This window comes from Erythrobacter aurantius, assembly GCF_023823125.1.
Lineage (GTDB): Bacteria > Pseudomonadota > Alphaproteobacteria > Sphingomonadales > Sphingomonadaceae > Erythrobacter > Erythrobacter aurantius.
Genome location: NZ_CP090949.1, coordinates 3,158,624 through 3,179,779, shown reverse-complemented (window position 1 = coordinate 3,179,779; position 21,156 = coordinate 3,158,624). Strand labels below are relative to the sequence as shown.

Below are 21,156 nucleotides of genomic sequence, written 5' to 3'. Positions count from 1 at the left end.
GCCATGCCCATCACGGCCTTGCCCGCGCCGCCCACCCGGTCGGACGCGACGAACTTCAACGCGCGCGCTGACGCCTTTCTGTCGGCGCTGCCGAACTTCGCCACCCAGGCTAATGCCCTTGCCAGCGAAGTGAATGGCTATGCCAGCAACGCCGCGGCAAGCGCTGCGACCGCCACCAACGCGCCAGGGACCAGCGCCACCAGCACAACCTCGCTGACGATTGGTACTGGATCCAAATCGCTCACTGTCCAGACGGCAAAGGCCTTCGTGGTTGGGCAATGGGTGACGATTACCAACACGGCCACACCTGCAAACTGGATGCATGGTCAGATTACCGCCTATACCAGCGGCACCGGCGCGCTTGTCGTCAACGTCTCGGCGATCGGCGGCAGCGGAACCTATGCGGCCTGGACGATTGGCCTGAGCGCCCCGGCCCAATCCAGCGCAGCGCTGCTTTCTACATCGAGCTATGCCGATCCTACCTGGCTGACGTCGCTCGCCGCCTCCAAGCTCACCGGCACGGTGCTCGTCGCAGGCGGCGGCACCGGCGGGACCACCGGAGTTGAAGCCCGCGCCAATCTTGATGTGCCCTCACGAAGCGGTGTGGGCGCAACCGGCACATGGGGCATTTCCATCAGCGGGAGCGCGGCAAGCGCCAGCACGGCAACGACGGCAACCGTTGCCGGGACGGCCAATGCCCTTAACACGGCGGGCAATTATCAAGTTGGCTCCCTTGGCATTGGAACACCAGCCTCCGGGATTGCCGGCGAGATCCGCGCGACCGGAGACATCACCGCATATTTTGCGTCGGATGCGCGCCTAAAAGAGAAAGTCCGCCCCATTGGCGGTGCGCTGCGCGCCGTTGGCGAGATTGGCGGCAAGTATTTTGACTGGCGCGACGATCACCTTGCAGCCCGGGGCGGCGAAGATGATCTCTTTGTGCGCAAGGCCGACTTCGGCGTGATCGCCCAAGACGTCGAGCAGGCCTTTCCCCTCGCTGTCCGCACCCGGCCAGATGGGTTCATGGCCGTTGATTACGCCAAACTGACCGCGCTCGCGTTTCAGGCCATTGTCGAGCTTAAGGCCGAGCTTGATGCGTTGCGAGCGCAGGTCTCCGCTTCAAACATCACGCGGGAGTGACCATGGCTGAGCAAGACCCCGCCGTCGAAATGGCGCTGATCCGTGCTGACCTTGAAGCCGTCCAGGCCGAACTCAAGGCCGTGCGCAAGGAGCTCAAAGATCTGCTCGACGCCTGGAACACAGCCACTGGCGTCGTCCGCTTCGTCAAATGGCTCTCGACCCTGGTTGCCGCGATCGCGGTGATCACGGCAGCCTTCAAGGGCTTTTCCGGCCGCTAACCTCCCACAGGAGAAACTCCCATGAACTCTTTGCCGCCGGCCTATGGCTGGCTCGATGAACTGCGCCCATTGCCCCGGATGCTGGAAGAAGCGCGCAAGCTCTATGGCACCTTCGAAGTGGCTGGCCCGGCTAGCAATCCGCTTATTCTCGACTGGGCCAAGGAGGTCGGGCTTGCCCGGACCTATTTGGAAGACGGCATCCCGTGGTGCGGTCTGTTCATGGCTGTGGTCGCCAAACGCGGCGGCAAGCCGATCGTCGAAGGTCCGCTCTGGGCACGCAACTGGGCAAAGTTCGGCAAGGCCGCTGACAAGGCCCAGCTAGGCGATGTGCTGGTGTTCCGCCGCGGCCAGGGATCCGGCCATGTCGGGCTCTATGTCGGCGAAGATTACGGCGCCTATCATGTGCTCGGCGGTAACCAGTCTGATGGCGTGACCATCACCCGGATCGCGAAGGACCGCTGCATTGCCGTGCGCCGGCCCGCCTATCGCAAGGCGCCTGCGACCGTGAAGCCCGTGCAGCTTGCTGCCACCGGCACTCTCTCGACCAACGAGGCCTGAGCAGGCTCGAGCCCTATCCGCTGCCGCCTTTGCGCAGGCGGACAACCACCCGCCTCTGGCGGGTTTTCTTTTGGAGAACTGACATGGAAGACTTGAAGCCGTGGTGGACCTCGAAGGCCATCTGGACCGGGATCATAGGCAGCATCTGGGGTGTCGCTGGCGCGATCGGCATTTTGCCGGAAGGCCTCAGCCAGACGGACGTCCTGACCGTGGTCCTCGCGCTCACCGGCATTGGCGGCGTCCTGTTCCGTAAGACGGCAACCACCCGGATCGGCTGATCCCGAGACATTCACCTAGCAGGCGGAGGTTTTGGCCTCCGCTCGCCCTTTTACGAACAGGTGCAGGCATGACCAGGCTGACTATCCGCCGCGGCGGCACCAGGCGGCTGCGCGCGACGCTCTATGCCGATCTCGCTGCGGGCGACCGCCGAGATCTGACCGGTCTTTCCGCGCTGGTCGTCGACCAGAGCCCCAATATCGAGGTTCCAGCGGTCACCATTCGCTCGCCGCCCAATTTGGGCGAAATCGAAGTGCTTTGGACTGACGAGCAGACGGCCCACCTCAAACCAGGAGCTGGCCGGGTCTGGCTGAGTATCGGCCTCGAAAATGGCGAAGGGGAGCGTGAGGTCCTGCCGGTCTTCACGTTCGATGTCGTATGACGGGTACCATCCAGATCCTGGAGACGGTGCAGACCATCGTCATAGAACCGCAGGGCATTGCCGGCCCGCGCGGCGAAACCGGTGCGACCGGCGCCCAGGGTCCTCAGGGGCCACCTGGACCGCTGAGTGCGCTCAACGACCTTTCTGACGTGGACCTCACGCAGCCCGAAGGCGGCGATGTCCTGATTTTCTCATCCCCCGACAACCGGTGGACCAACACGAATTCGGCCAGGCTGGTCGATGGAGGTAATTTCTGATGGCCAACACCTTGCGTATCAAACGTCGGGCTGCCGGCGGTGCCGCTGGCGCTCCAGCATCGCTCGCTAATGCCGAGCTCGCATTCAACGAGCAGGACAACACACTCTACTACGGCACTGGCACCGGGGGTGCTGGCGGCACGGCCACATCGGTCATCGCCATCGGTGGCCCGGGTGCATTCGTCGGGCTTTCGGGCGACCAGACCATCGCCGGGGCGAAGACCTTCTCAAGCACGATTGCGGGTTCGATCTCGGGCAATGCCGGTACTGCAACCGCGCTGGCAACGGCGCGTTCGCTTGGCCTGTCCGGCGACGTGACCGGCACGGCCACGTTCAATGGTACCGCCAATGTGACCATTGCCGCGACCCTTGCAAACAGCGGCGTCACCGCTGGCTCCTATGGCTCTGCCACGCAAGTCGGTCAGGTTACAGTCGACGCCAAAGGGCGCGTAACGGCTGCCAGCAACGTAGCGATCACGTTTCCGGTCACCTCGGTAGCTGGCCGCACCGGCGCAATTACGCTGACCACAACGGATGTCTCAGAAGGCACCAACCTTTACTACACTGACGTTCGGGTACGTGCGAACCGTCTCGACCAGATGGCGGCTCCGACGGCTGCGGTGGACTTCAACAGCCAGCGCATCACAGGCCTTGCTGACCCGACAGCTGCCCAAGACGCAGCCACCAAGAACTACGTCGATCTGACTGTTCAGGGGCTCGATCCCAAGGCTTCAGTGAAAGCCGCATCGACTGCCAATATTGCCTCGCTGTCAGGCACAATGACCATCGACGGCGTGGCGCTTGCCGCGGGCGACCGCGTGCTGGTGAAGGACCAGACTACGCCGTCCCAGAATGGCGTCTATGTCGTTGCCTCTGGCGCCTGGGTGCGCGCGCTCGATCTCTCGACCTGGGACGAGCATGTCTCGGCTTACCTGTTTGTCGAACAGGGCACAGTGAACGCCGACGTGGGCTACCTCTGCACGGTGGATGCCGGTGGGACGCTAGGCACCACGGCTATCACCTTCGTCCAGTTCAATGGCGCAGGCCAGATCGTTGCCGGCAATGGCCTCACCAAGACCGGCAACACGATCGACGTTGGGGCCGGCACAGGCATTGCTGTGGCCGCTGATGCTGTCGCACTGACCGGTCAGGCGCTGGCGCTCCACAACCTTGGCACCAACGGGATAATCGCCCGCACGGCCGCTGGAAGTGTCGCAGCGCGCACGCTGACGGCTGGCTCAACCAAGATCGCAGTCACCAATGGCGATGGTGTGGCGGGCAACCCAACTATCGATGTCAACGAAGCCAACCTCACGCTGGGCAATATCGGCGGTACGCTCGGCGTGGCCAAAGGCGGCTCGGGTGCCACCACGCTCACCGGCTACCTCAAGGGCAACGGCACGGCGGCGTTCACGGCGTCCGCGACCATTCCCAATACTGACATTTCTGGCCTCGGCACCATGTCGACGCAGGCAGCGAGCAACGTCGCCATCACCGGTGGCTCGATTGATGGCGTGACGCTGGATGGTGGAACTTTCTGATGCCGAGCACCATCCTGCTCAAACGATCGTCGACCGCCTCCAGCGTGCCTGCGGCGGCATCGCTGCAAGCGGGCGAACTCGCCGTCAATCTGGCTGACCAGAAGCTCTATTCAAAGACTGCGGGCGGGTCTGTGGTGCAGGTGGGCTTTGGCAATCTGACATCTGGCATGGTCACCACCGCGCTCGGCTTCACGCCCTACAATTCGACCAACCCGAGCGGATACATAACCAGCAGCGGGTCGATTACTGGCTCGTCGGGATCCTGCACCGGCAATGCCGCGACAGCGACTAGGTGGGTGACTGGGCGCACCATTGCACTGACCGGCGATGTGACCGGGACCAGCGGCAGCTTTAATGGCTCCGGCAATCTCTCGTTCGCCGCTACGCTTGCTAACAGCGGCGTGGCGGCCGGGACCTATCTCAAGGTCACCGTAGACGCCAAAGGCCGGGTGACGGCAGGTTCCTCAATGACGTTAGGCGATGTGACCGGTGCGCTGGGCTTCACGCCCGCCAACAAAGCGGGCGAAAGCTTTACGGGTAGTATCTCGGTCTCGGGAACCATCACCGCTACTGGCGACGTGACGGCGTTTTCCGATGCGCGGCTCAAGACCGACGTGGAGACGGTCTCTGATGGCCTGGATCGCGTCCGCAAGCTTCGCGGAGTGACCTTTTCCCGGCGTGACACGGGCAGTCGCGGTATCGGTCTCGTTGCCCAGGAATTGGCGCCCATTGTGCCCGAAGCAGTTATGACCCATGAGGATGGGCTCATGTCTGTTGCCTACGGCAACCTGGTCGGCCTGCTCATCGAAGCGGTCAAAGATCTCGCTGAACACATCGACGTCCAAGCGCGTCTCATTGCCAAGCTGGAGGCTCGGCAATGACCCTGCAAACAACCGGCCCGATTTCTCTGGGCAATGTCGGCACAGAGCTCGGCCGCGCGGCCGGCACCAGCACTTCACTGGGCGAAACCGCTGTCCGCAATTTGGCTGGGATTGCTTCGGGGGCGATCAAATTGTCCAACCTCTACGGCAAATCGTCTGTCGCATTCACGCCCGCGGGCGGGCTGTCGAGTGGATCGCCGGTCGTACTTAGCGACTGGGCTGCTGGCGGTGGAAATGCGACGGTTACAATCCAGTGCACCCAATCTGCGGTCTGGACCTGGTCTGGTTCGGGGGGAGCTGGATCATTTGTGAGCGTCGCGTCCGGCGGATCATCAACAGCGATCACCTTCAGCCTGTCCAATACAGGCTACACCATCCGGCAAAGTTTCTGGACGGTCAGTGCGACCGCTGGAGGTATCACCCGATACTGGCAGGTTGATCTGATCAATGAAGGGTATGTGTGATCCGGTTTTGGTTGGAGAAACGGGGCGTCGATTGACATCCTGCATATCAACGCAGCGGCGGGCTTATTGCCCGTGCTGAGCATCTCGGAGGCCGAATTGGTTCGGGCCTACTACCGGGAAGATTTGCCGCTATAGTGCACCGATGAACCGGGACGACGAAAAGCGCATTGCCGCCAAGATGGCGAAAACGCTCGCGATGATGTGCGTCCGCAACACCTGCCTCGAAACGCTGCATGCGGGCATAGTCCCGGTTACCCATGCAGGGGACTACTCGGACGTCCGCGTGATTGATGCTGATGGGCGCGAAATCGCCTGGAATGATGTCTCCCACATCGACGATGAGCAAATGCGCGCGCTGATGAAAGAGATCGTGAACCGTGTCTTCACATTCTACATTTCAATCGATGATCAGGAATTCCGGGATCGGGTCGATCACTGGGCACGGCTTGCCAGCCGTTGGGACGAGCCCGAGGAAGACAACGCCTTTCTTCAGAGATTGCCAATGAGGGATTGATCGTGAAGCTCTCTGGTCATGAGGGCTCTTCGCCAAACCGTTTGTCGGAACAAAAAGAGGTCGCCGAAAATGAGTTGGGACAAGGGTTGCTCTCACCGGTTACGCTCAGTTCTCGAATCAAACGATTAAATGGCAAGGGGACCAACGTGCGCTTTTCAGGTTATTGGGTTTCAAGCGATCAAGGCAAAGTCGAGGTTTCGGCAGGTGAATTTGACGAAACAGACCTGTCAGCCCACTCGGACTGGCAGGAAGCTTGGCAAAATGAAGATCCTGAAATTGCGCATGGCTTTATCGATCCTCTCAGCATGCTTCATGACGTCAGCAAGAGGGTTGTGGGCGAAATCGAGGCAGCTGAGCTTGCAAAGGCTGTTGCACACTTCCGGTCGGGGGCACCCTTTCCGGTGAACGATCTGCAAGATCTGGCCATGTTGATTCAGTTGCTAATGCCCAAGGCTTTGCCCAAGCCACCCAAGAACACGCCGTCTCCGGCCTAGACTGACGGTGCAGGGGGTGAATTGCCAATTTGAGTCATGTGACACTTCAATCATGGCATATTGGGAGCAATATAGGGGGCGCTTGTGGACATTAGAAAATTCAAGGAATCTACATTTGAGGCGGCCAAGGAACATGTCCTAAGCCACGGCCTTAGATCTCTGAAAAAAGACGATGATGATTTCTTTTGCGAAATCCTTATGTCAGGATGTCTGGATCTGAACGAGAAAGTCGGTCTTCTTGTTTCCTCTGGTGTTGATGTTAACGCGCAAACGGCTGGCTTTCCCAGTGAGTTTACTGCGCTGGCAAGAATCGTAAAAAAGGAAAAACATCCGCACGAACTCATTGACCTTCTGCTCACTAACGGCGCAGATATAGAAGCGCCATCGACGCTCAGCCTTACTCCGCTGCATTGCGCGATTATCCTCCAGAATTTGGAATTGGTGAAATACCTTATTTCAAAGGGTGCGGACCCGAATGCTATCTGCGACAATGGTTTCTCGTGCCTTATGCTGGCGTTGTCGTCGAATGATGAATATGAAAACAGACGATTTTACTGGCCGTTTTATGACATATCAGGGGGTACTAAAAGGGCGGTCAATATCGAAATTCTCGATGAACTTGTGCTATCCGGGGCGAAGTTAGATTACCAAGCCGGATGGCGTGGAAGTGTTCTGGAGGTGGCCGTCAGAACTGGGAAAACCGAGGTCATTGACTGGTTGCTCAAGCATGGAGTTAAACCCAATGACACGGTTTCGTCGGGTTCCTCTAAAACACTGTTGATGTCCGCCTGCGAGAGCGGGGCACTGCCAGTCATAAACCACCTCCTGGAACGGGGGGCGGATGTGGATGCCGTGGATAATGACGGTCAAACTGCCTTGTTCTACGCAAGTGATAAAAAGGTCGCAAAGGCCTTGCTTGATGCCGGTGCGAGCCTGACCCACTTGGACAAGAATGGGCGCTCTCTCTTTCAAAGGCCCTATTGCAGCGTCGAAATTTTTCAAAATTATGGGAAAGAGTTCGTCCGCCTGGGAGGGGATGTCAATGCGAGGGCTGCTGATGGCCGAAGTGTACTGCATCTACTGGCAGATAGCTACTATAGCGAGGGGGCAATCAAGCTAGCGATATCCCTCGGTTGCGACGTGAATGCGCAAGACCAGAATGGGACTACGCCTCTAATGCTGGCCCGCTCGGAATATTGGCAGGAATTGGTTGCTGCCGGCGCACGGGTAAACGATGCGGATGCTAACGGCGACCACGCGCTCAACCTGCATCTTTCCTCAGATCTTCTTGAATTCGGCGCAGATGTTAACTGGGCCAACGGGCGGGGGCAGACCCCGCTTATGCTGGCCGCTCAAAAAGGCGATGTGTCGCTGGTCAAGGCGCTGCTGAAGGCAGGGGCGGGCGTTGATGCCATTGATCAGGAAGGAAAAATGGCCACCGACTATGCGGACGTCAAAGCTCTTCGGACGCTTGTTGAGGCTGGCGCACCTCTCAACCCGGAGAGCACGTCTGCGCTGGCCACCGCAATTACCGGGAAAAATGCCAGCCTGTCTAGGGTTCTGTTAAGAGCCGGTTTGAAAGCTCGCCTGTCTGATGTGCAGGTGAAGGGCCATTTGGCCTTGTTGGAGAACATTGCCCAAGAAGATTTGGACCTCTTCAGGGAAGGCATTGTTGGTGATGGCGAAAAGGCAGATAAGCTAATTGCCAAAATTATTACGGCCCGGAATCAGGTTCTCGAGGCAGCAAAGGCCCTGCCTGTTTGTGGGGACGAGGACCTGCCCGAGGTGCTGCGACCGGGTGTTTGGCCTCGGAAGGCGGAGGCCCCAAAGTTACATCTAAAGGTTGCAATGCCATCAAATGATGGCCGACTTCCTATTTTCAGTCCTCCGGAAGTGTTTGATGAGCGGATGAGTTCTCTCCACGATGATATTCTCACAGATATATCAAGCTGGGAGCCAGCTGAACAGAAAAGCCACAGAAAAGAAAAAGAGAAAGAAATTTTAAAGTTATGCAAAAGACATAAAACTCGCAAGTCGGGACTATCCAGTTGGGATATCTATGAAAATAGATTGGACGTAGATGACTTTCTGTTTTGTTCAGATGGCGTAATATTGCAATTATGGAACGATTGCTTTGATATATTATCAGATATGATTTGTTCTTACAGCCGGAAAATATCTGATAAAAGTAAGTACGAATTTGCACTCTATCGTTTGAGAGGAGAAGCTTTCGAGGGCATCAGAAAAGATCATTGTGTCGCAATCCAGTGCCTATCATATTTCGATGCTATCGAGGTTGCACCAGTTATGGCGCAGGCCCTTGGGAGATTGTCAGCGCAAACATGGCTAAAACGCTTTCCTGACACCGCAATTACGGGTTTGTTAGCTTGCGCATTTGGTGAGTTTGAGAGCGACCGAAGTGATGCCCAGCAGGCGTTGCGCTGGCTCTCAACTCAAGGCTTCAGGGGGAAAATTGAAGAGACTGCAAAACGCTATGGAACGGAAGCCCTTGCTGCTGCCCTGGCTTTTCTTGACCGCAGCGATGAGGCCGACTTTCTCCCCAAAAAGCTCACGAAGCTTCCCTCCTATTTTGTTGCGTCTGCACATCCGGCCCCCATTCTGAAAGAGAGCGGCAAAGCGCTGCCAGTACATGCAGTCGAGACGATTGGCCGCATGATGCTTGCATCGACTTGCCATTTGCAGACGCCAGCGCTGATTAAGGTGATGGAGGTTTGCGATCGAGAGTCACTCGCTGATTTCGCCCTAAGCGCATACGATAGCTGGGTCAAAAATGGTGCGAAGAAGGACGGGATCGGTTTCCTCCATGCGTTAGGTTATATGGGCGATGCGCGAGCTGCTGCGCTGCTGGTAAAAAATTACCGGAATGCCCCCTTCTATCCTGCAACAGCTGCGGCCATTGATGTCTTGGGCGCATTGGGCACAAACACCGCTATATCCGGCCTCCAGACAATCATGCGCTTCAGCAAATATGACAAAGCACAAGCCTACGCCCAGGAGGTAATTGAAAATATTGCGGAAGCACGCGGTCTGGCACCGGAGATGCTGGAGGACCTTGCGGTTCCCGATCTTGGCCTAGAACACAACAGCCAGATGACCCTCGACTTTGGTCCTCGGCGTTTTTCGGTAACTCTCGATTCCAATCTGGATGCTGTTCTCACTGACGAGAATGGCAATATCCTCAAGGCATTGCCCAAGGCCACCAAGAGCGACAACGCTCTGTTGGCCAAAGCAGCAACTGCCCAGTGGAAAGAATTCAAGTCTGCGCTCAAGGGGCAAGCATCGGACCAGAAAAAAAGGTTCGAGAAAGGCATGCTCAGTCGCCGCGAATGGCTTGGGGCCACCTTTAAAGAGGTTATTGCAGTCCATCCGCTGCTCTCGAAGATGGTTCGTAGCCTTGTGTGGGCAACCCTCAGAGATCAGGCTCTTGAGACGACGTTCCGGATCGATGCCGAAGGGCGATACGTGGCTGCTGATGGGAAGGAACTGTCTCTCGACAATGAGGCAAGAGTCACTCTGCCGCACCCGTGTCTGTTCGGCGACAATGTCGAGGCCTGGCTTCAGATCTTTGCGGATAACAAACTCACCCAGCCGTTCCCTCAACTGGCAAGGAAGTGGTTCCTCCAAGGCCCTCAAACCGAGAACCTTATCAGCAAGAAAGATGGCACCAAGGTGCCGCTTGGCGCGCTGCGGGGGCTCAAGGCCAAAGGCTGGGAGTTCGAGGAAGGTGGCGCTGGGATGGTATGGAGCGTCTACAAATCCGATGAGGGCGCCCGGGCATCTATCGACGTCGAGCCGGGCTGGTCGCTATCTGGGTTCGATTACGAAGATTTCGGCGGCGATCAAACTGTCAAGCTGGATGTCAGCGGAAGCGACCCCATCGCCTACAGCGAACTGGTCAGGGACTTCCTATCGTTGCCGGTTGCGACGGGTGAGGAGCCTTGATGAGTGATCAGGTGGATTCCAGTCCTGACCTGACCAACCTGTCGGCAACCGAGTTGGACAGGCTGGTTGGGACATCTGACAAGCTGGACGTAAAAGTCGCGCAACATGAGCAGGCAGCCGGTCCAACACTGGAGAAACTTACCCAGTCGCGCTCGCCATCGGTGCTGCGCAGTGTAGCTATGAACCCAGCCTGTCCGAAAGAGGTCCTGCTAAAGCTAGCGCCGAAATTTCCCAATGAGTTTTTTGCCAATCCCGCCATTCTCATTCAATTGCTGATCGATCCAGATCTTTTTTCACGACTGCCGATAACTGCTATCAAAGCGATACTGAGATCCCCAGAATGCCCACAATCGATCATCGACTGGGCAATGCGCTCTGGCAACAGTTCACATGCCCTTGCCCTGGCAGGACGGGGGGACGTACCAGCGCCCTTGCTACGGCAGATTGCAAACGGTCCCCACATCAAGGCTGCGGAACTCGCAACATCTCGGTTAATGGGCATGGGAGAGCCACTTAAAGAGAAGCTCGAATGACTGTGAAAGCCACAAAGCAAGCCAAAAGCTCAGTCGGTTTGGTTCATACGCCTGAGGCCTTGGCCAGTTCACTGGCGGCAATAATTTCCAATGACGTCAAGCTGAGCCTGATGATCTGGGGGCCACCGGGGGTGGGAAAGTCGAGCATCGTTGCGCAATGTGCCAGCGAGAACGCGCTGGATCTGATTGATCTCAGGCTTAGCCAACTCGCTCCGACCGATCTGCGCGGCCTTCCAGTGCCGGTAGGCAACGTATGCACTTGGTACCCGCCAGAATTTTTGCCGCGCGATGGTCGGGGCATTCTGTTTCTTGATGAAATCAACATGGCTCCGCCGGCCATGCAAGGCATCGCACAGCAGCTAATCCTCGATCGGAAAGTGGGCAGCTACGAGGTCCCTGATGGCTGGTTCGTCTGGGCAGCAGGCAACCGGAAAGAAGACAAGGCCTCGGTGTTCGATATGCCGGCGCCGCTCTCCAATCGTTTTGTCCACCTAGAGGTGCAGCCTGACTTCGACAGCTTCAAATTCCATGCTCTGAAGACATGTGTCGACGAGAGAATTCTGGCGTTTCTGGCCTACAGGACCAACCTGCTGCATCAACTCGATCAGCGGAATCCAGCTTGGCCATCGCCACGCACCTGGATGATGGCCAGTAGATTACGAGCAATCGGACTGCCGATCTCATCGGCTGTAGGCAATGCCGCAGCAGTCGAGTTTGACGCGTTTGAATCCGTCTACCGCAAGCTGCCGGATCTCGATGCCATTGCCGCCGGCAAGAGGGGCATCAAATTTCCGGATGAGCCATCTGTCCGCTATGCAGTCACTATCGGCCTGACCATCAGAGCCGTAGATTTTGAGCGGGCAAACCACATCGTCGAATGGGCCAGTAAGGAGGCACCTTCAGAGTGGCTCCAGGTTCTTGCCTCTGACATTCTCAGGCACAGTCGCGAAGCGGGATTTGAAGACGATCTCGTTCGAACGTTGGTCAGCAACCGGGAAATCAAGGAGCGCCTGCTCGCCTTCAGGGATCTGCTGTTTGGATGAGCGAGGATCCAGTTCTCCAAAGGGCTATTCTGGGGCTGCGAATGTCAGCCCCCTTCTTTGCTGGGTTGTTGCTATTTGCGGACCTGCAACCTCGCGTGGGTCTCGGAACAGCAGCAACAGATGGCTCAAAAATCTACTACGACCCGGCCTACCTTGCCACGCTGACCGTCAAGCAGACTCAAGGGCTGCTGATGCACGAAGTGCTGCATTGCGCCCTGCAGCATGTTCCGAGGCGCAAACATCGCAACCATGAGCTCTGGAACTTTGCCGCGGACATTGTCGTAAATGGAATGATTGCCCCCCTCGAAGCTTATGATTTGCCGCTTGGAGCAATCCGCCGGCCAGCAATCGAGCATTTCAGCGTCGAGGAGGTCTATGCTATCCTTGAGAGAGAATGCATCGTCATCCCGCCAATTCTCGTGATGGACCTGGCGGGAGGGGACGGCTGCCCGGTCCCTCTCAACGGTTCCGACATCTCCACAGCGGCAGGCGAAAACGAGGCCTATTGGCAGCATGCAATCAGATCAGCCCAGATCATGGCCGAAACAAGCGAAAGGGGCCGTGGCTCAATCCCTGCCCAGTTTGACCGGGAAATGCGGATTGCTGATGCACCTCAGATAGACTGGAAAACGTCCCTTTGGAGATTCCTGGTCCGCACACCGTGTGACTTCGGTGGTTTCGACCGCAGGTTCATTCACAGCGGATTGTATATCGATGACATGGCTGGAGAAAGCCTGAAAGTTCACATCGCGATAGACACCAGCGCATCTGTCAGTAACCAGGAGCTTTCGCAATTTCTGGCCGAGGTGCAGTCAATTGTCGGGGCTTATCCGCACATCGACTGCGATCTTTATTATGCTGATGCCGATCTTCACGGTCCGTATAAGCTCGGCCGATCTTCGGATATGCCGCCTCCCAAGGGCGGAGGCGGAACATCCTTCAAGCCGTTTTTTCATGCTATATCGGACGCAGCGTCATCGCATGAAGAGGGCCTCTGCATCTACCTCACGGATGGTTACGGCGACTTTCCAGCAAAGGCACCCGATTGCCCTGTAATGTGGGTCCTCGTCCCCGGCGGGGCCAATGACGAGCACTTCCCGTTCGGGGAAGTGCTCCGAATGATTTAGGCCGCAAGGCTGCAACAATTGCTTGGATCTACAAACCCTATGGAAGACGAAATCATATTCTATCCGCCGATTTTCAAACGGGACACCATGGGCCGAATTCGTGTGTGGCGGATGGAGCGTCAGGGTGCGGCGCACAGAGTGCTATCTGGACTACGCGACGGGGCACAGGTCGCAACAGGCTGGACAATGTGCGAAGGAAAGCAGGGGCGAACCGACCTCCAGCAGGCTGAATTCGAGATTAAATCGGCCTATGCTTATCACCTGAAGCGGGAATATTTTGAAAACGTCGATGATGTGGATACGCCTCGGTTTTTCAAACCGATGCTTGCCAAGAGTTACGAGGCCTTTGCACCGGGCTTTGCTCAGCCAAAGCTCGACGGGATCCGCTGTGTCGCGCGTCAGGATGGCCTCTTCACCCGCGAAGGGCAGCCAATTTTGGGCGCCCCACACGTGCATGAAGGCCTTCTGCCGCTGTTTTCAAACAACCCTGATCTGATCCTCGACGGGGAACTCTACAACCACGAGTTGAAGGACGATTTCAATTCCATCGTCAGTCTGGTTCGCCGCAAGGAGCCCGACCCTGAGCACCTAAGGCGTTCGAAAGATTTGGTGCAATATCACGTCTACGACCTACCCTCGTCGGAAGCGATGTTCGCTCAGAGGTGGGAACTTCTGCAGGAAACGATCGATCGCGTATCAGCGGATATAATCAAACTGGTTTCCACTAACCGGGTGGTCGATGAAGATCACTACGATACCCTTCATGGGGAGTGGCTCGAAGCCGGATATGAAGGTTCGATGTGGCGGGCCGATGCTCAATATGAGCAGAAGCGCTCAAAAGGCCTGCTCAAGCGCAAAGAGTTCCAGGACGCTGAATTTGAATGTGTCTCTATCGAGGAGGGTGTCGGGAACTGGTCCGGGATGGCCAAGAGCGTGATCTGTCGTCTGCCAGACGGCCGAACATTCGGGGCCGGCATCAAGGGGAGCCAGCAAAGGGCTGTTGAGCTTCTGTCAGAAAATCACCGCGTCGTGACTGTTCAGTTTTTCCACCTGACCCCTGACGGGATACCGAGGTTCCCTGTCGTCACCAAGTTCTGGGGTGATGAACGAACCATGTAGTGCTGTTGGCTTGCACGGGAACTGAGGCATGAACGACAAAGATCTATGGCCTATCCATATAATATTCTTCGGATTTTTGATTGCCTTGGTGATTTTATACCAAGACTCGCTGATCACGACCCATGCGCCCACTGCCGCATGCCGATGGACATGATGCGCCATGGCTGATTGACGAGGTTGTTCCAGGCGAAGCAGCAGTGGTCGACGATGTCGTCGTAGGACTTGAAGATCCTGTTGGAGAGCCAGTTATCGCGCATAAATTGCCAGACGTTCTCAACCGGGTTGAGCTCGGGGCATCGTGGCGGCAGCGGCAACAGAGTGATGTTGGACGGCACGACCAGTTCGGCAGAACCGTGCCATCCAGCCTGATCGAGGATGACGACGGCATGGGCGCCGGGTGCCACGTGGAACGCGATCTCTTCCAGATGCATGGTCATCGCTTCACTGTTGCAGCGGGGCATGACGATACCGGCAGCCTTACCTTCCGCAGGGCAGATCGCGCCAAAGATCCAGGCCGAGGAGCGCCGTTGATCGCGAGGAGCCGAAGGGCGCGTGCCGCGCTTGGCCCAGCGCCGGGTGAGCTTGGTCTGCTGGCCGATCCGGGCTTCATCCTGCCACCACAACTCTATGGGAGTTCCTTGTGGGAGGCGTTCCCGGATTTGCGCCAGACGGGTGGCGAACTCTTTTTAAAAATGGCGATGTCCTCGCTCTTCTGCCCGCGGTGACGCGGACGCGCGGAGAGCTTGCGATAGCCCATCGCGCGCAGTTCATGGCCAAGCGCTTGTTTGCTGATCGACACCTGGAACTCATCCCATAGCCATTGCACCAGATCGATGATCCGCCAGCGCACCACACCGTGAACAGCAGGGATCGGCCCTGCCTCGATAATCTCTGCCAGCGCATGAAGATGATGGTCATCAAGAATGGTGCTGGGCCCTGGGGCCTTGCGTGTCGCCAAGCCGGCGACCCCGGCCTCGTTGAAGCGAAGCACCCAGTCCCGCACGATCTGCAGCGTCACGCCAGCAATCCTGGCGGCCTCGCTCCGGCTGCTGCCATCAAGGATCGCCGCCAATGCCAAAAGGCGCCGGACTTGCCCAGCATCCTTGCTACTCCGCGCAACGCCACGAAGCTCGTCAGAACTCAAATCTTGTCGGACCTTGACCGGTGCCGCCATCGCAAACCTCCAACAGTTTGCGATGCTGAATCACGCTCAAGCCCTCAAGAACACCCCCAATGAGTCAGATTCCACAAGTTTTGGTATTAGCTGTCAAAATGATGCTCGAAGAAATTTTGAATACCCCACTTTTGCTCGTTTTCATACTGGTGGGAATTCTGTAACTTTGGCTGTTTCGCAAAGGCAATTAGAATTTGTTGCGGGGCACTGATGCCATGAGAAGTAACGGATCAAAGCGCAAAGCTTCGGGCTCGACAGCTCCTTTTAAAAAATCAGAGATTTCATCGATAGATGCATTTTTGCTGCGTCGGTCAACATATTGAAAAAATGCGTACGGCTTATCGGTTGTCATCGCTACCCATTCCGGCTTGTCATCGGCATGAAGAAATGTCCTGACATCCAGAATCTTCGTATCGACAACTTCATTCCCGGCTATGACCTCGCGTACAGTTCCCGTCAGAAAGCCCCCCAGAAACCGAAGGGCAAAGGCATTTTCGCTTCCTTCGGGGTCTCCAATCGAGTGAAGTTCAAGGACAGTGTCGATAAACTGACTGTTCACGATAGCCTTGGCCACCTCATCGGGGGGGCGCAAATCTCGTTCAAAGATCCGACCAAATGCATGGTGCGGGATGTTCATGAACGGAGTGATTTGGGTGACTATCCCGGATTTCTGGACTTTGTAGGCGATCCTTGAAATCATCACATTGCGTTCAACTTCCTCTCCGTCGGAGACGTAGGCAGTGCCAAGACAAGGGGCAATGAATTCTCGCTTGCCTGTGATCAGGAGGCGGCTCTCCTTCTCCATGCCAAGGAGGTAGGTTTTCAATTTAATCTCAGCCGCGGCTTTCTTGAGCTGTTGGCCGGCCTTGGGCATCACCTTGTACAGGGATACATAGGCAGGCGTGCCATCCATCAAGTCGACCGCCTTCCTCGCATTATTCCTGGCCCAAAGCGGGGGTCTTGAAGCGTTATTCACGTCAATGCCGATCTATACTTCGTTAATGATCAGAAGATTGAAAACTCATCTTGCTGTTCGAAATCAGATGGTTAAATTTTATGCAGGCCTAGATATTGGGATCATAATGCTTTTCGATTCAAAGCTCATGTGCCATCCAGATGTTCTCGCGGTGCCACTTTAGGCGTTCCCGATGCTGGTCTGAAAGAGGCAGTGGCGGCACGTTTTCCAGTCTCAGAGCTTCACGGGCATCCAGTCCCAGCTTTGGGGAAGCTATCGACCGTCCCAGATCATCAAAAGTCACAAGACCGGCATCAAAGGCCGCGTCCCACAAGGCTGAGAGCAGCAGGCCATTGTGGACGTTCAACCGCTCTTGGTCGCTGCTACACGCCGCCCACGGAACAATGTGTGATGCCCGCAAGAGTTCGGGTTCCCTCACACCCGTTAGGGGGCAGGTCGCATTCCAATAGTCCATCAGTGCCGAGCGAAAACGGTTCTGGCCGATGCGAACTTTTTGCTCTCGTTCGGCCTCGGTATCGCCCAGATGCGCGGTATCGTTGAGGAAGTCCTCGTAAGGCAGTGTCGGCAAGCACATCGACAATCGGTAGACCGCACTGACTGCTTCGAAGAGGCCATCTCTATCCTGGAATGCGAAGGCTCCCGCGTGCCCTTTTGCGCAAGGTCCGGCCAGCTCAGCCTTCAGCTCCCGTGCCGCCCCGGGATGGGCGACGGACAGGAAGAAAGGTCCGGCCATCCCATTTGTTGATGCCGCGACTGCGATTTCACCGGGCGCTGACGCCGACGAGAAAAACAACCAGCCCGCTGCCTGTCCTTGCGGGATCCGATAGCCATGCTCGTTGGCAGCGTCGCGCAGTTCGGATTCCAGCGCGAACGGATATTCAGATAGCCGATCTCTGGTATCGATCATGCGACAGGCTCACCCTCGACTTCATGGTTCACATATTGGCGGAAAGCCTCTGCAGTCGTGAAGCACCTGAAACCGGCTGAGTTGGCCAGCGACATCAGCTCTGCGCTTTCGTCGATCAGCACTGCCACCGCTTCCGTCAATTCCTGCCTGACACCATTGGGCCAAGCGATGTCGAGCACAGCCTGCTGTCCGCCGGTAGCTTCATCTACCAACTCAAACGCCAGAACGCCTTCCGCCAGCCCGCGGTCTTGCGCCCAGGCATTGAGTTCGACCAATTCGTTCTCTTCTTCCTCGGTGGCGAACCCGCCAATCACTGCGGGGGCTGCCAGAATAGGTGCGGCACTTGCCAGCCAACGATCCGCCTCTGTACCAAGCAAGCTCGCCAACTGTTTATTGGCCTCGGCCGCCAGAAGCTCACGCCGCGCGGCGAGGAAGTCCTGATAGTTTTCGATCCGCCACAAGTTGCGATCGATCGGCACCCACTGGGATGCCAAGGCCCCGGGATGGTTGGCCTCGATCTCCTCGAAATAAACCTCTGGGCGCTCATCGGAAATATTGAGGTTCGTGCCCTTCGTCAGGAAGCAGAAATTGGCGATCGCGTTGACATCGGCCCGGCTGAAATTCGCCTTGTAGAGTTGGGCCTTGGGGAAGATGTGGTGGACTTCCAGCTTGCTCAGCTTGCCCAGCATGTCGGCTTTGAGCGGCAGGCCAGACCCCCAGTCGCGTGCTTCGGCCATGCGGGTCAGCATGTAGAGCACCGGGTAGAAACGGGATCCCATGTTCCAACCGGTGAAATGGCCCGGTTCCACGCGCAGGCCACCATGCCACAGACGCAGGGCATCCAGCATGCGGTCGAGCCCACCGGCAGACAGAGCTTCGAGGTCCGCGTCGATGAAGCTTTCGGTCGAACCTGAAAAACGCCCCCACATGGCTGCCTGCGCATACCAGAACAGCAGCTTGTCCCGTTCCTGCTGGCTCATCGGCCCTGAATGCTGATCCAGATACCGAGCCATGACGGGCACAGCCCCGCGGCCAAAGAACACCCGATCGTGATCAAGGCCAAGGCGCCCGGCAATCAGGTTCAGCGCTGTCTCCACATGCTTGCCGGCCCGTGAAAGCGCACCCTGCACCTCTTCAGCGGAGCGTTCATGCAGGTGCAGGAACTTGGCTTCACCAGTCAGCACGGTGTTGACCGACCGCAGCAGCCAATCGAGCGAGAAGTCGTATCCCGCCTGCTTCCATGTCGAGAGGCGCGTCTTCATTTCGGCACGCGCTTCAGGCCAGTCGGCGCATATCTTGGCCAGTGCCAGATCGCCCTTCGACAGCTTGGTGCCGCCGCTGTTCACCTTGTTGAAGATGTCGACCACCACATCGAGCGTCATGTCCGCTCCGGTGATCTCCTCGATATGCAGATCAATATCCCGAATGCCGAGGAGCTTGTTCAGGCGGCCGGCATATTCGCCGATCTGCGGGGCGTGTTCGGGTTTCGCGGCTAGCGCAGCGATCATAGTGCCCAGACCATCATTGCCGCCCTTGAACAGGGCGCTGACGTCGATCCACAGCGGATCGTCTTTCATCGCAATCGGCTGGTAGAACTGGAATTCCTCGCGTCCGATATGGAAATGCAGGTTGGTGAAGGCCTTTTCATTCCCGTCGAAGAACTTGGGCGGCATACCCCGGATCACGCCATAGAGCGACGTCATCCGCTGCTGGCCATCGAGCAAGAGCTTGACGACACCCGGCGCAAGTTCCTGATCGCCACGATATTGCGCGCCCTCGGATTGCGTGGCCCACACCAGCAGACCGCCGACCGGGTGCCTGCGATAGAGCGACCCGAACAATCCACGCACCTGATCGCCGCCCCAGACATACCCGCGCTGGAACTCCGGCAGGGCCATATGACCGTTGTCGATGTAGTTGAGGATGGTGGAAATTTGCATCAACGGTGGCCTTTGGATTGGGTGTGCATTTTGTGTGCGGGCGCTGCCGAAGGTAGCCCGGGAGAACTCATGCCTGAGCTTCCCGTTCTAATTTCTTAAGCCGCTCATATACATGGCTGCAGTGTTCAGATTGGCCATTGGCCCAGCTGCGATTGGCTGCCTTGCGGGCTTCCGCCAGGAATTCCGGTGTTCTCGTTTGCTCGTAACGGTCAGCCAGCAGGGCTGCTCGTTCGGTGAAAAGCACGCGCTCTTCGCTGGGGGAGAGACCCAATCCCGACGATCTTAGAATTTCGCTGCGTGCCAAGGCTTCCGAACTGCGGCCAGAATGGCGCAGCGCCGGCAAGAGGGTGATCAGAACGTCAGGCAGTACCTTGGCAGGATCGGCATCAACGCAGGCTGAGGCCAGTTTCGCAACCACCCGTTCAGCGCCATACTTTTCGGCCAGACGAAGAGCGTGCCTTCGCTCGTCGATCGGAGGAATCACGCCTTCCTGGGCGCTGCGGATTGCACTGAGGAGCGGGTTAATATCCTGCTGTTCGATCGCGCCGGTAAAACCATATGCGGCAATAAACGCGCGCGCTTTCTTTTCCGCACGTTGGGCGGGCGTGATCGCGGCTTCCAGTGCGGAGCGCAAGGTAGGGGTGAGAAGCACGTAGCCAGAGGCAAGGCCGGCAACGCGTGTCGCACCCGCGGGAGACTGCAAGGACAGACGGCCCGAGCCGCGATCGCATTGGGTAATCGTCGCAAGGTCATCAGGATCATCGCGGTAGAAGCTGCAACCGATGAGGGCCTCGGCAACAGGCGCACCATTTGCCCCCCGGATTACCGAGGCCAGCTCTTCGCCCGGGATATCCTCCTCATCGCCCATTACTTGTAGCCCTCGATCCGCGGGCGCATGCCGCCGGCCACCAGTGCGTCATAGGCGGCGAGGACGAGGCGCTGGGTGCGGTATTCGCCGTATTTGGCGATCTCGTTCTTCTGAAGGACGCGGAAGGTTTCGGATGGGTAGTCTTCGCCCATTACGTCCTTGGGATCGAGCACATAGCGCAGCTCGTCGCGGGTCAGGCCGTAGGCGAGCGCATACCAGGCGTCGAGCTCCGCCCGCAGTTGCGCGCGGCGGTCTTCGTTCCAGGCGAACGGTGGTCCTTCATAGCCCATATCGCGGGCGAATGGGGCCATAGAGTGGCTGGTGAAGACCAGTTCCAGCACGCGCGGGGCGATGTATGCGAGATCAGCGTCGGAATATGCGCTGGGAGGAAGAATAGGAAATTGTTGAACATAAAAGAAGTTCATGTTGGCGCCGCCGACCTTTTGGCGCACGATCCAATCTGTAACTAGAGCATTTATGTTCGCCAATAACGGTACCGCATCCTGGTGTCGTGCGACAGGTTGCTTCCAAACAGCAGCCGAATTACCAACCCCGGAGTCCGGTATCATCGAAGCAATGAAGGTACGCTCGTCGGTCAGACGGGCGATCATTCGACTGGCTAAAAGCCAGCCACCCCCCCGGCGAGCATCTTGAGCGGCGTTTCGCTGCTCTTTGGCATTAATCCAGTATCTCGGATTAGGTTCGGACGTGCCATCTCGCGAAAGCGTCTCCCCACCGTCTTCGCTGTCGGCGCCATTGGCCCAGCGGTGATCGAACTGGT

General features: G+C 57.5%; 21 protein-coding genes. 16 read left to right on the top strand and 5 right to left on the bottom strand.

All coding sequences use genetic code 11. From position 1 onward, the window contains the following. The first annotated feature begins 3 nt into the window (after positions 1–3). The 16 genes from L1K66_RS15120 to L1K66_RS15045 all read left to right on the top strand — a co-directional run bounded on the left by L1K66_RS15120 (position 4) and on the right by L1K66_RS15045 (position 14,510). Positions 4–1,140 carry a tail fiber domain-containing protein gene (locus L1K66_RS15120; protein WP_252258621.1) on the top strand — a complete coding sequence of 379 codons (1,137 nt, stop codon included), beginning with the start codon at positions 4–6 and terminating at the stop codon, positions 1,138–1,140. 2 nt (positions 1,141–1,142) lie between these two features. Next, complete coding sequence (locus L1K66_RS15115) at positions 1,143–1,358, top strand: hypothetical protein (RefSeq protein WP_252258620.1); 216 nt, start codon at positions 1,143–1,145, stop codon at positions 1,356–1,358. A 21-nt stretch (positions 1,359–1,379) separates the two neighbouring features. Beyond that, a complete protein-coding gene (locus tag L1K66_RS15110) occupies positions 1,380–1,916 on the top strand; it encodes a TIGR02594 family protein (protein WP_252258619.1) in 537 nt (178 codons plus the stop codon). Between the two features lie 83 nt (positions 1,917–1,999). Next, positions 2,000–2,194: a hypothetical protein gene (locus L1K66_RS15105; RefSeq protein WP_109799524.1), complete on the top strand. Its 195-nt coding sequence runs from the start codon at positions 2,000–2,002 to the stop codon at positions 2,192–2,194. A 68-nt stretch (positions 2,195–2,262) separates the two neighbouring features. After that, the gene (locus L1K66_RS15100; protein WP_252258618.1) at positions 2,263–2,574 is read left to right on the top strand and encodes a hypothetical protein; all 312 of its coding nucleotides are present in this window, start codon (positions 2,263–2,265) and stop codon (positions 2,572–2,574) included. Further along, positions 2,571–2,831, top strand: coding sequence for a collagen-like protein (locus L1K66_RS15095; protein WP_252258617.1), 261 nt, complete (start codon positions 2,571–2,573; stop codon positions 2,829–2,831). Before L1K66_RS15100 ends, L1K66_RS15095 begins: the two co-directional genes overlap by 4 nt. Beyond that, positions 2,831–4,372 carry a hypothetical protein gene (locus tag L1K66_RS15090; RefSeq protein ID WP_252258616.1) on the top strand — a complete coding sequence of 514 codons (1,542 nt, stop codon included), beginning with the start codon at positions 2,831–2,833 and terminating at the stop codon, positions 4,370–4,372. The genes L1K66_RS15095 and L1K66_RS15090 overlap by 1 nt, the downstream gene beginning before the upstream one ends. Beyond that, entirely contained in the window at positions 4,372–5,253 is an 882-nt protein-coding gene (locus tag L1K66_RS15085) for a tail fiber domain-containing protein (protein WP_252258615.1), read from the top strand. Before L1K66_RS15090 ends, L1K66_RS15085 begins: the two co-directional genes overlap by 1 nt. Then, positions 5,250–5,717 carry a hypothetical protein gene (locus L1K66_RS15080; protein ID WP_252258614.1) on the top strand — a complete coding sequence of 156 codons (468 nt, stop codon included), beginning with the start codon at positions 5,250–5,252 and terminating at the stop codon, positions 5,715–5,717. Before L1K66_RS15085 ends, L1K66_RS15080 begins: the two co-directional genes overlap by 4 nt. A gap of 142 nt (positions 5,718–5,859) precedes the next feature. Further along, complete coding sequence (locus L1K66_RS15075) at positions 5,860–6,231, top strand: DUF1854 domain-containing protein (protein ID WP_252258613.1); 372 nt, start codon at positions 5,860–5,862, stop codon at positions 6,229–6,231. Positions 6,232–6,233: 2 nt separating this feature from the next. After that, on the top strand, positions 6,234–6,725 hold the full coding sequence (locus L1K66_RS15070) for a hypothetical protein (RefSeq protein WP_252258612.1): 492 nt from the start codon (positions 6,234–6,236) through the stop codon (positions 6,723–6,725). A gap of 84 nt (positions 6,726–6,809) precedes the next feature. Next, the gene (locus tag L1K66_RS15065; RefSeq protein WP_252258611.1) at positions 6,810–10,688 is read left to right on the top strand and encodes an ankyrin repeat domain-containing protein; all 3,879 of its coding nucleotides are present in this window, start codon (positions 6,810–6,812) and stop codon (positions 10,686–10,688) included. After that, a complete protein-coding gene (locus tag L1K66_RS15060) occupies positions 10,688–11,221 on the top strand; it encodes a hypothetical protein (RefSeq protein ID WP_252258610.1) in 534 nt (177 codons plus the stop codon). The genes L1K66_RS15065 and L1K66_RS15060 overlap by 1 nt, the downstream gene beginning before the upstream one ends. Next, positions 11,218–12,264, top strand: coding sequence for an ATP-binding protein (locus tag L1K66_RS15055; protein WP_252258609.1), 1,047 nt, complete (start codon positions 11,218–11,220; stop codon positions 12,262–12,264). The genes L1K66_RS15060 and L1K66_RS15055 overlap by 4 nt, the downstream gene beginning before the upstream one ends. Continuing rightward, positions 12,261–13,391, top strand: coding sequence for a vWA domain-containing protein (locus tag L1K66_RS15050; protein WP_256471466.1), 1,131 nt, complete (start codon positions 12,261–12,263; stop codon positions 13,389–13,391). Before L1K66_RS15055 ends, L1K66_RS15050 begins: the two co-directional genes overlap by 4 nt. A gap of 39 nt (positions 13,392–13,430) precedes the next feature. Beyond that, positions 13,431–14,510: an ATP-dependent DNA ligase gene (locus tag L1K66_RS15045; RefSeq protein WP_252258607.1), complete on the top strand. Its 1,080-nt coding sequence runs from the start codon at positions 13,431–13,433 to the stop codon at positions 14,508–14,510. A 113-nt stretch (positions 14,511–14,623) separates the two neighbouring features. Here L1K66_RS15045 and L1K66_RS15040 read toward each other — a convergent pair. From L1K66_RS15040 to L1K66_RS15020, 5 genes are all read right to left on the bottom strand, one after another. Further along, a protein-coding gene (locus tag L1K66_RS15040; RefSeq protein WP_252258606.1) for an IS630 family transposase occupies positions 14,624–15,684 on the bottom strand; the annotation gives its coding sequence in 2 pieces (ribosomal slippage) (positions 14,624–15,177 and positions 15,177–15,684; 1,062 coding nt in all). Between the two features lie 187 nt (positions 15,685–15,871). Next, complete coding sequence (locus tag L1K66_RS15035; protein ID WP_252258605.1) at positions 15,872–16,597, bottom strand: hypothetical protein; 726 nt, start codon at positions 16,595–16,597, stop codon at positions 15,872–15,874. Between the two features lie 181 nt (positions 16,598–16,778). Beyond that, positions 16,779–17,567 (bottom strand): HNH endonuclease, encoded by a 789-nt coding sequence (locus tag L1K66_RS15030; RefSeq protein ID WP_252258604.1) that lies wholly within the window; start codon positions 17,565–17,567, stop codon positions 16,779–16,781. Further along, a complete protein-coding gene (locus L1K66_RS15025; protein WP_252258603.1) occupies positions 17,564–19,507 on the bottom strand; it encodes a GmrSD restriction endonuclease domain-containing protein in 1,944 nt (647 codons plus the stop codon). Before L1K66_RS15025 ends, L1K66_RS15030 begins: the two co-directional genes overlap by 4 nt. Before the next feature lie 67 nt (positions 19,508–19,574). Then, positions 19,575–20,375 carry a hypothetical protein gene (locus L1K66_RS15020; RefSeq protein WP_252258602.1) on the bottom strand — a complete coding sequence of 267 codons (801 nt, stop codon included), beginning with the start codon at positions 20,373–20,375 and terminating at the stop codon, positions 19,575–19,577. Positions 20,376–21,156: the final 781 nt, after the last annotated feature.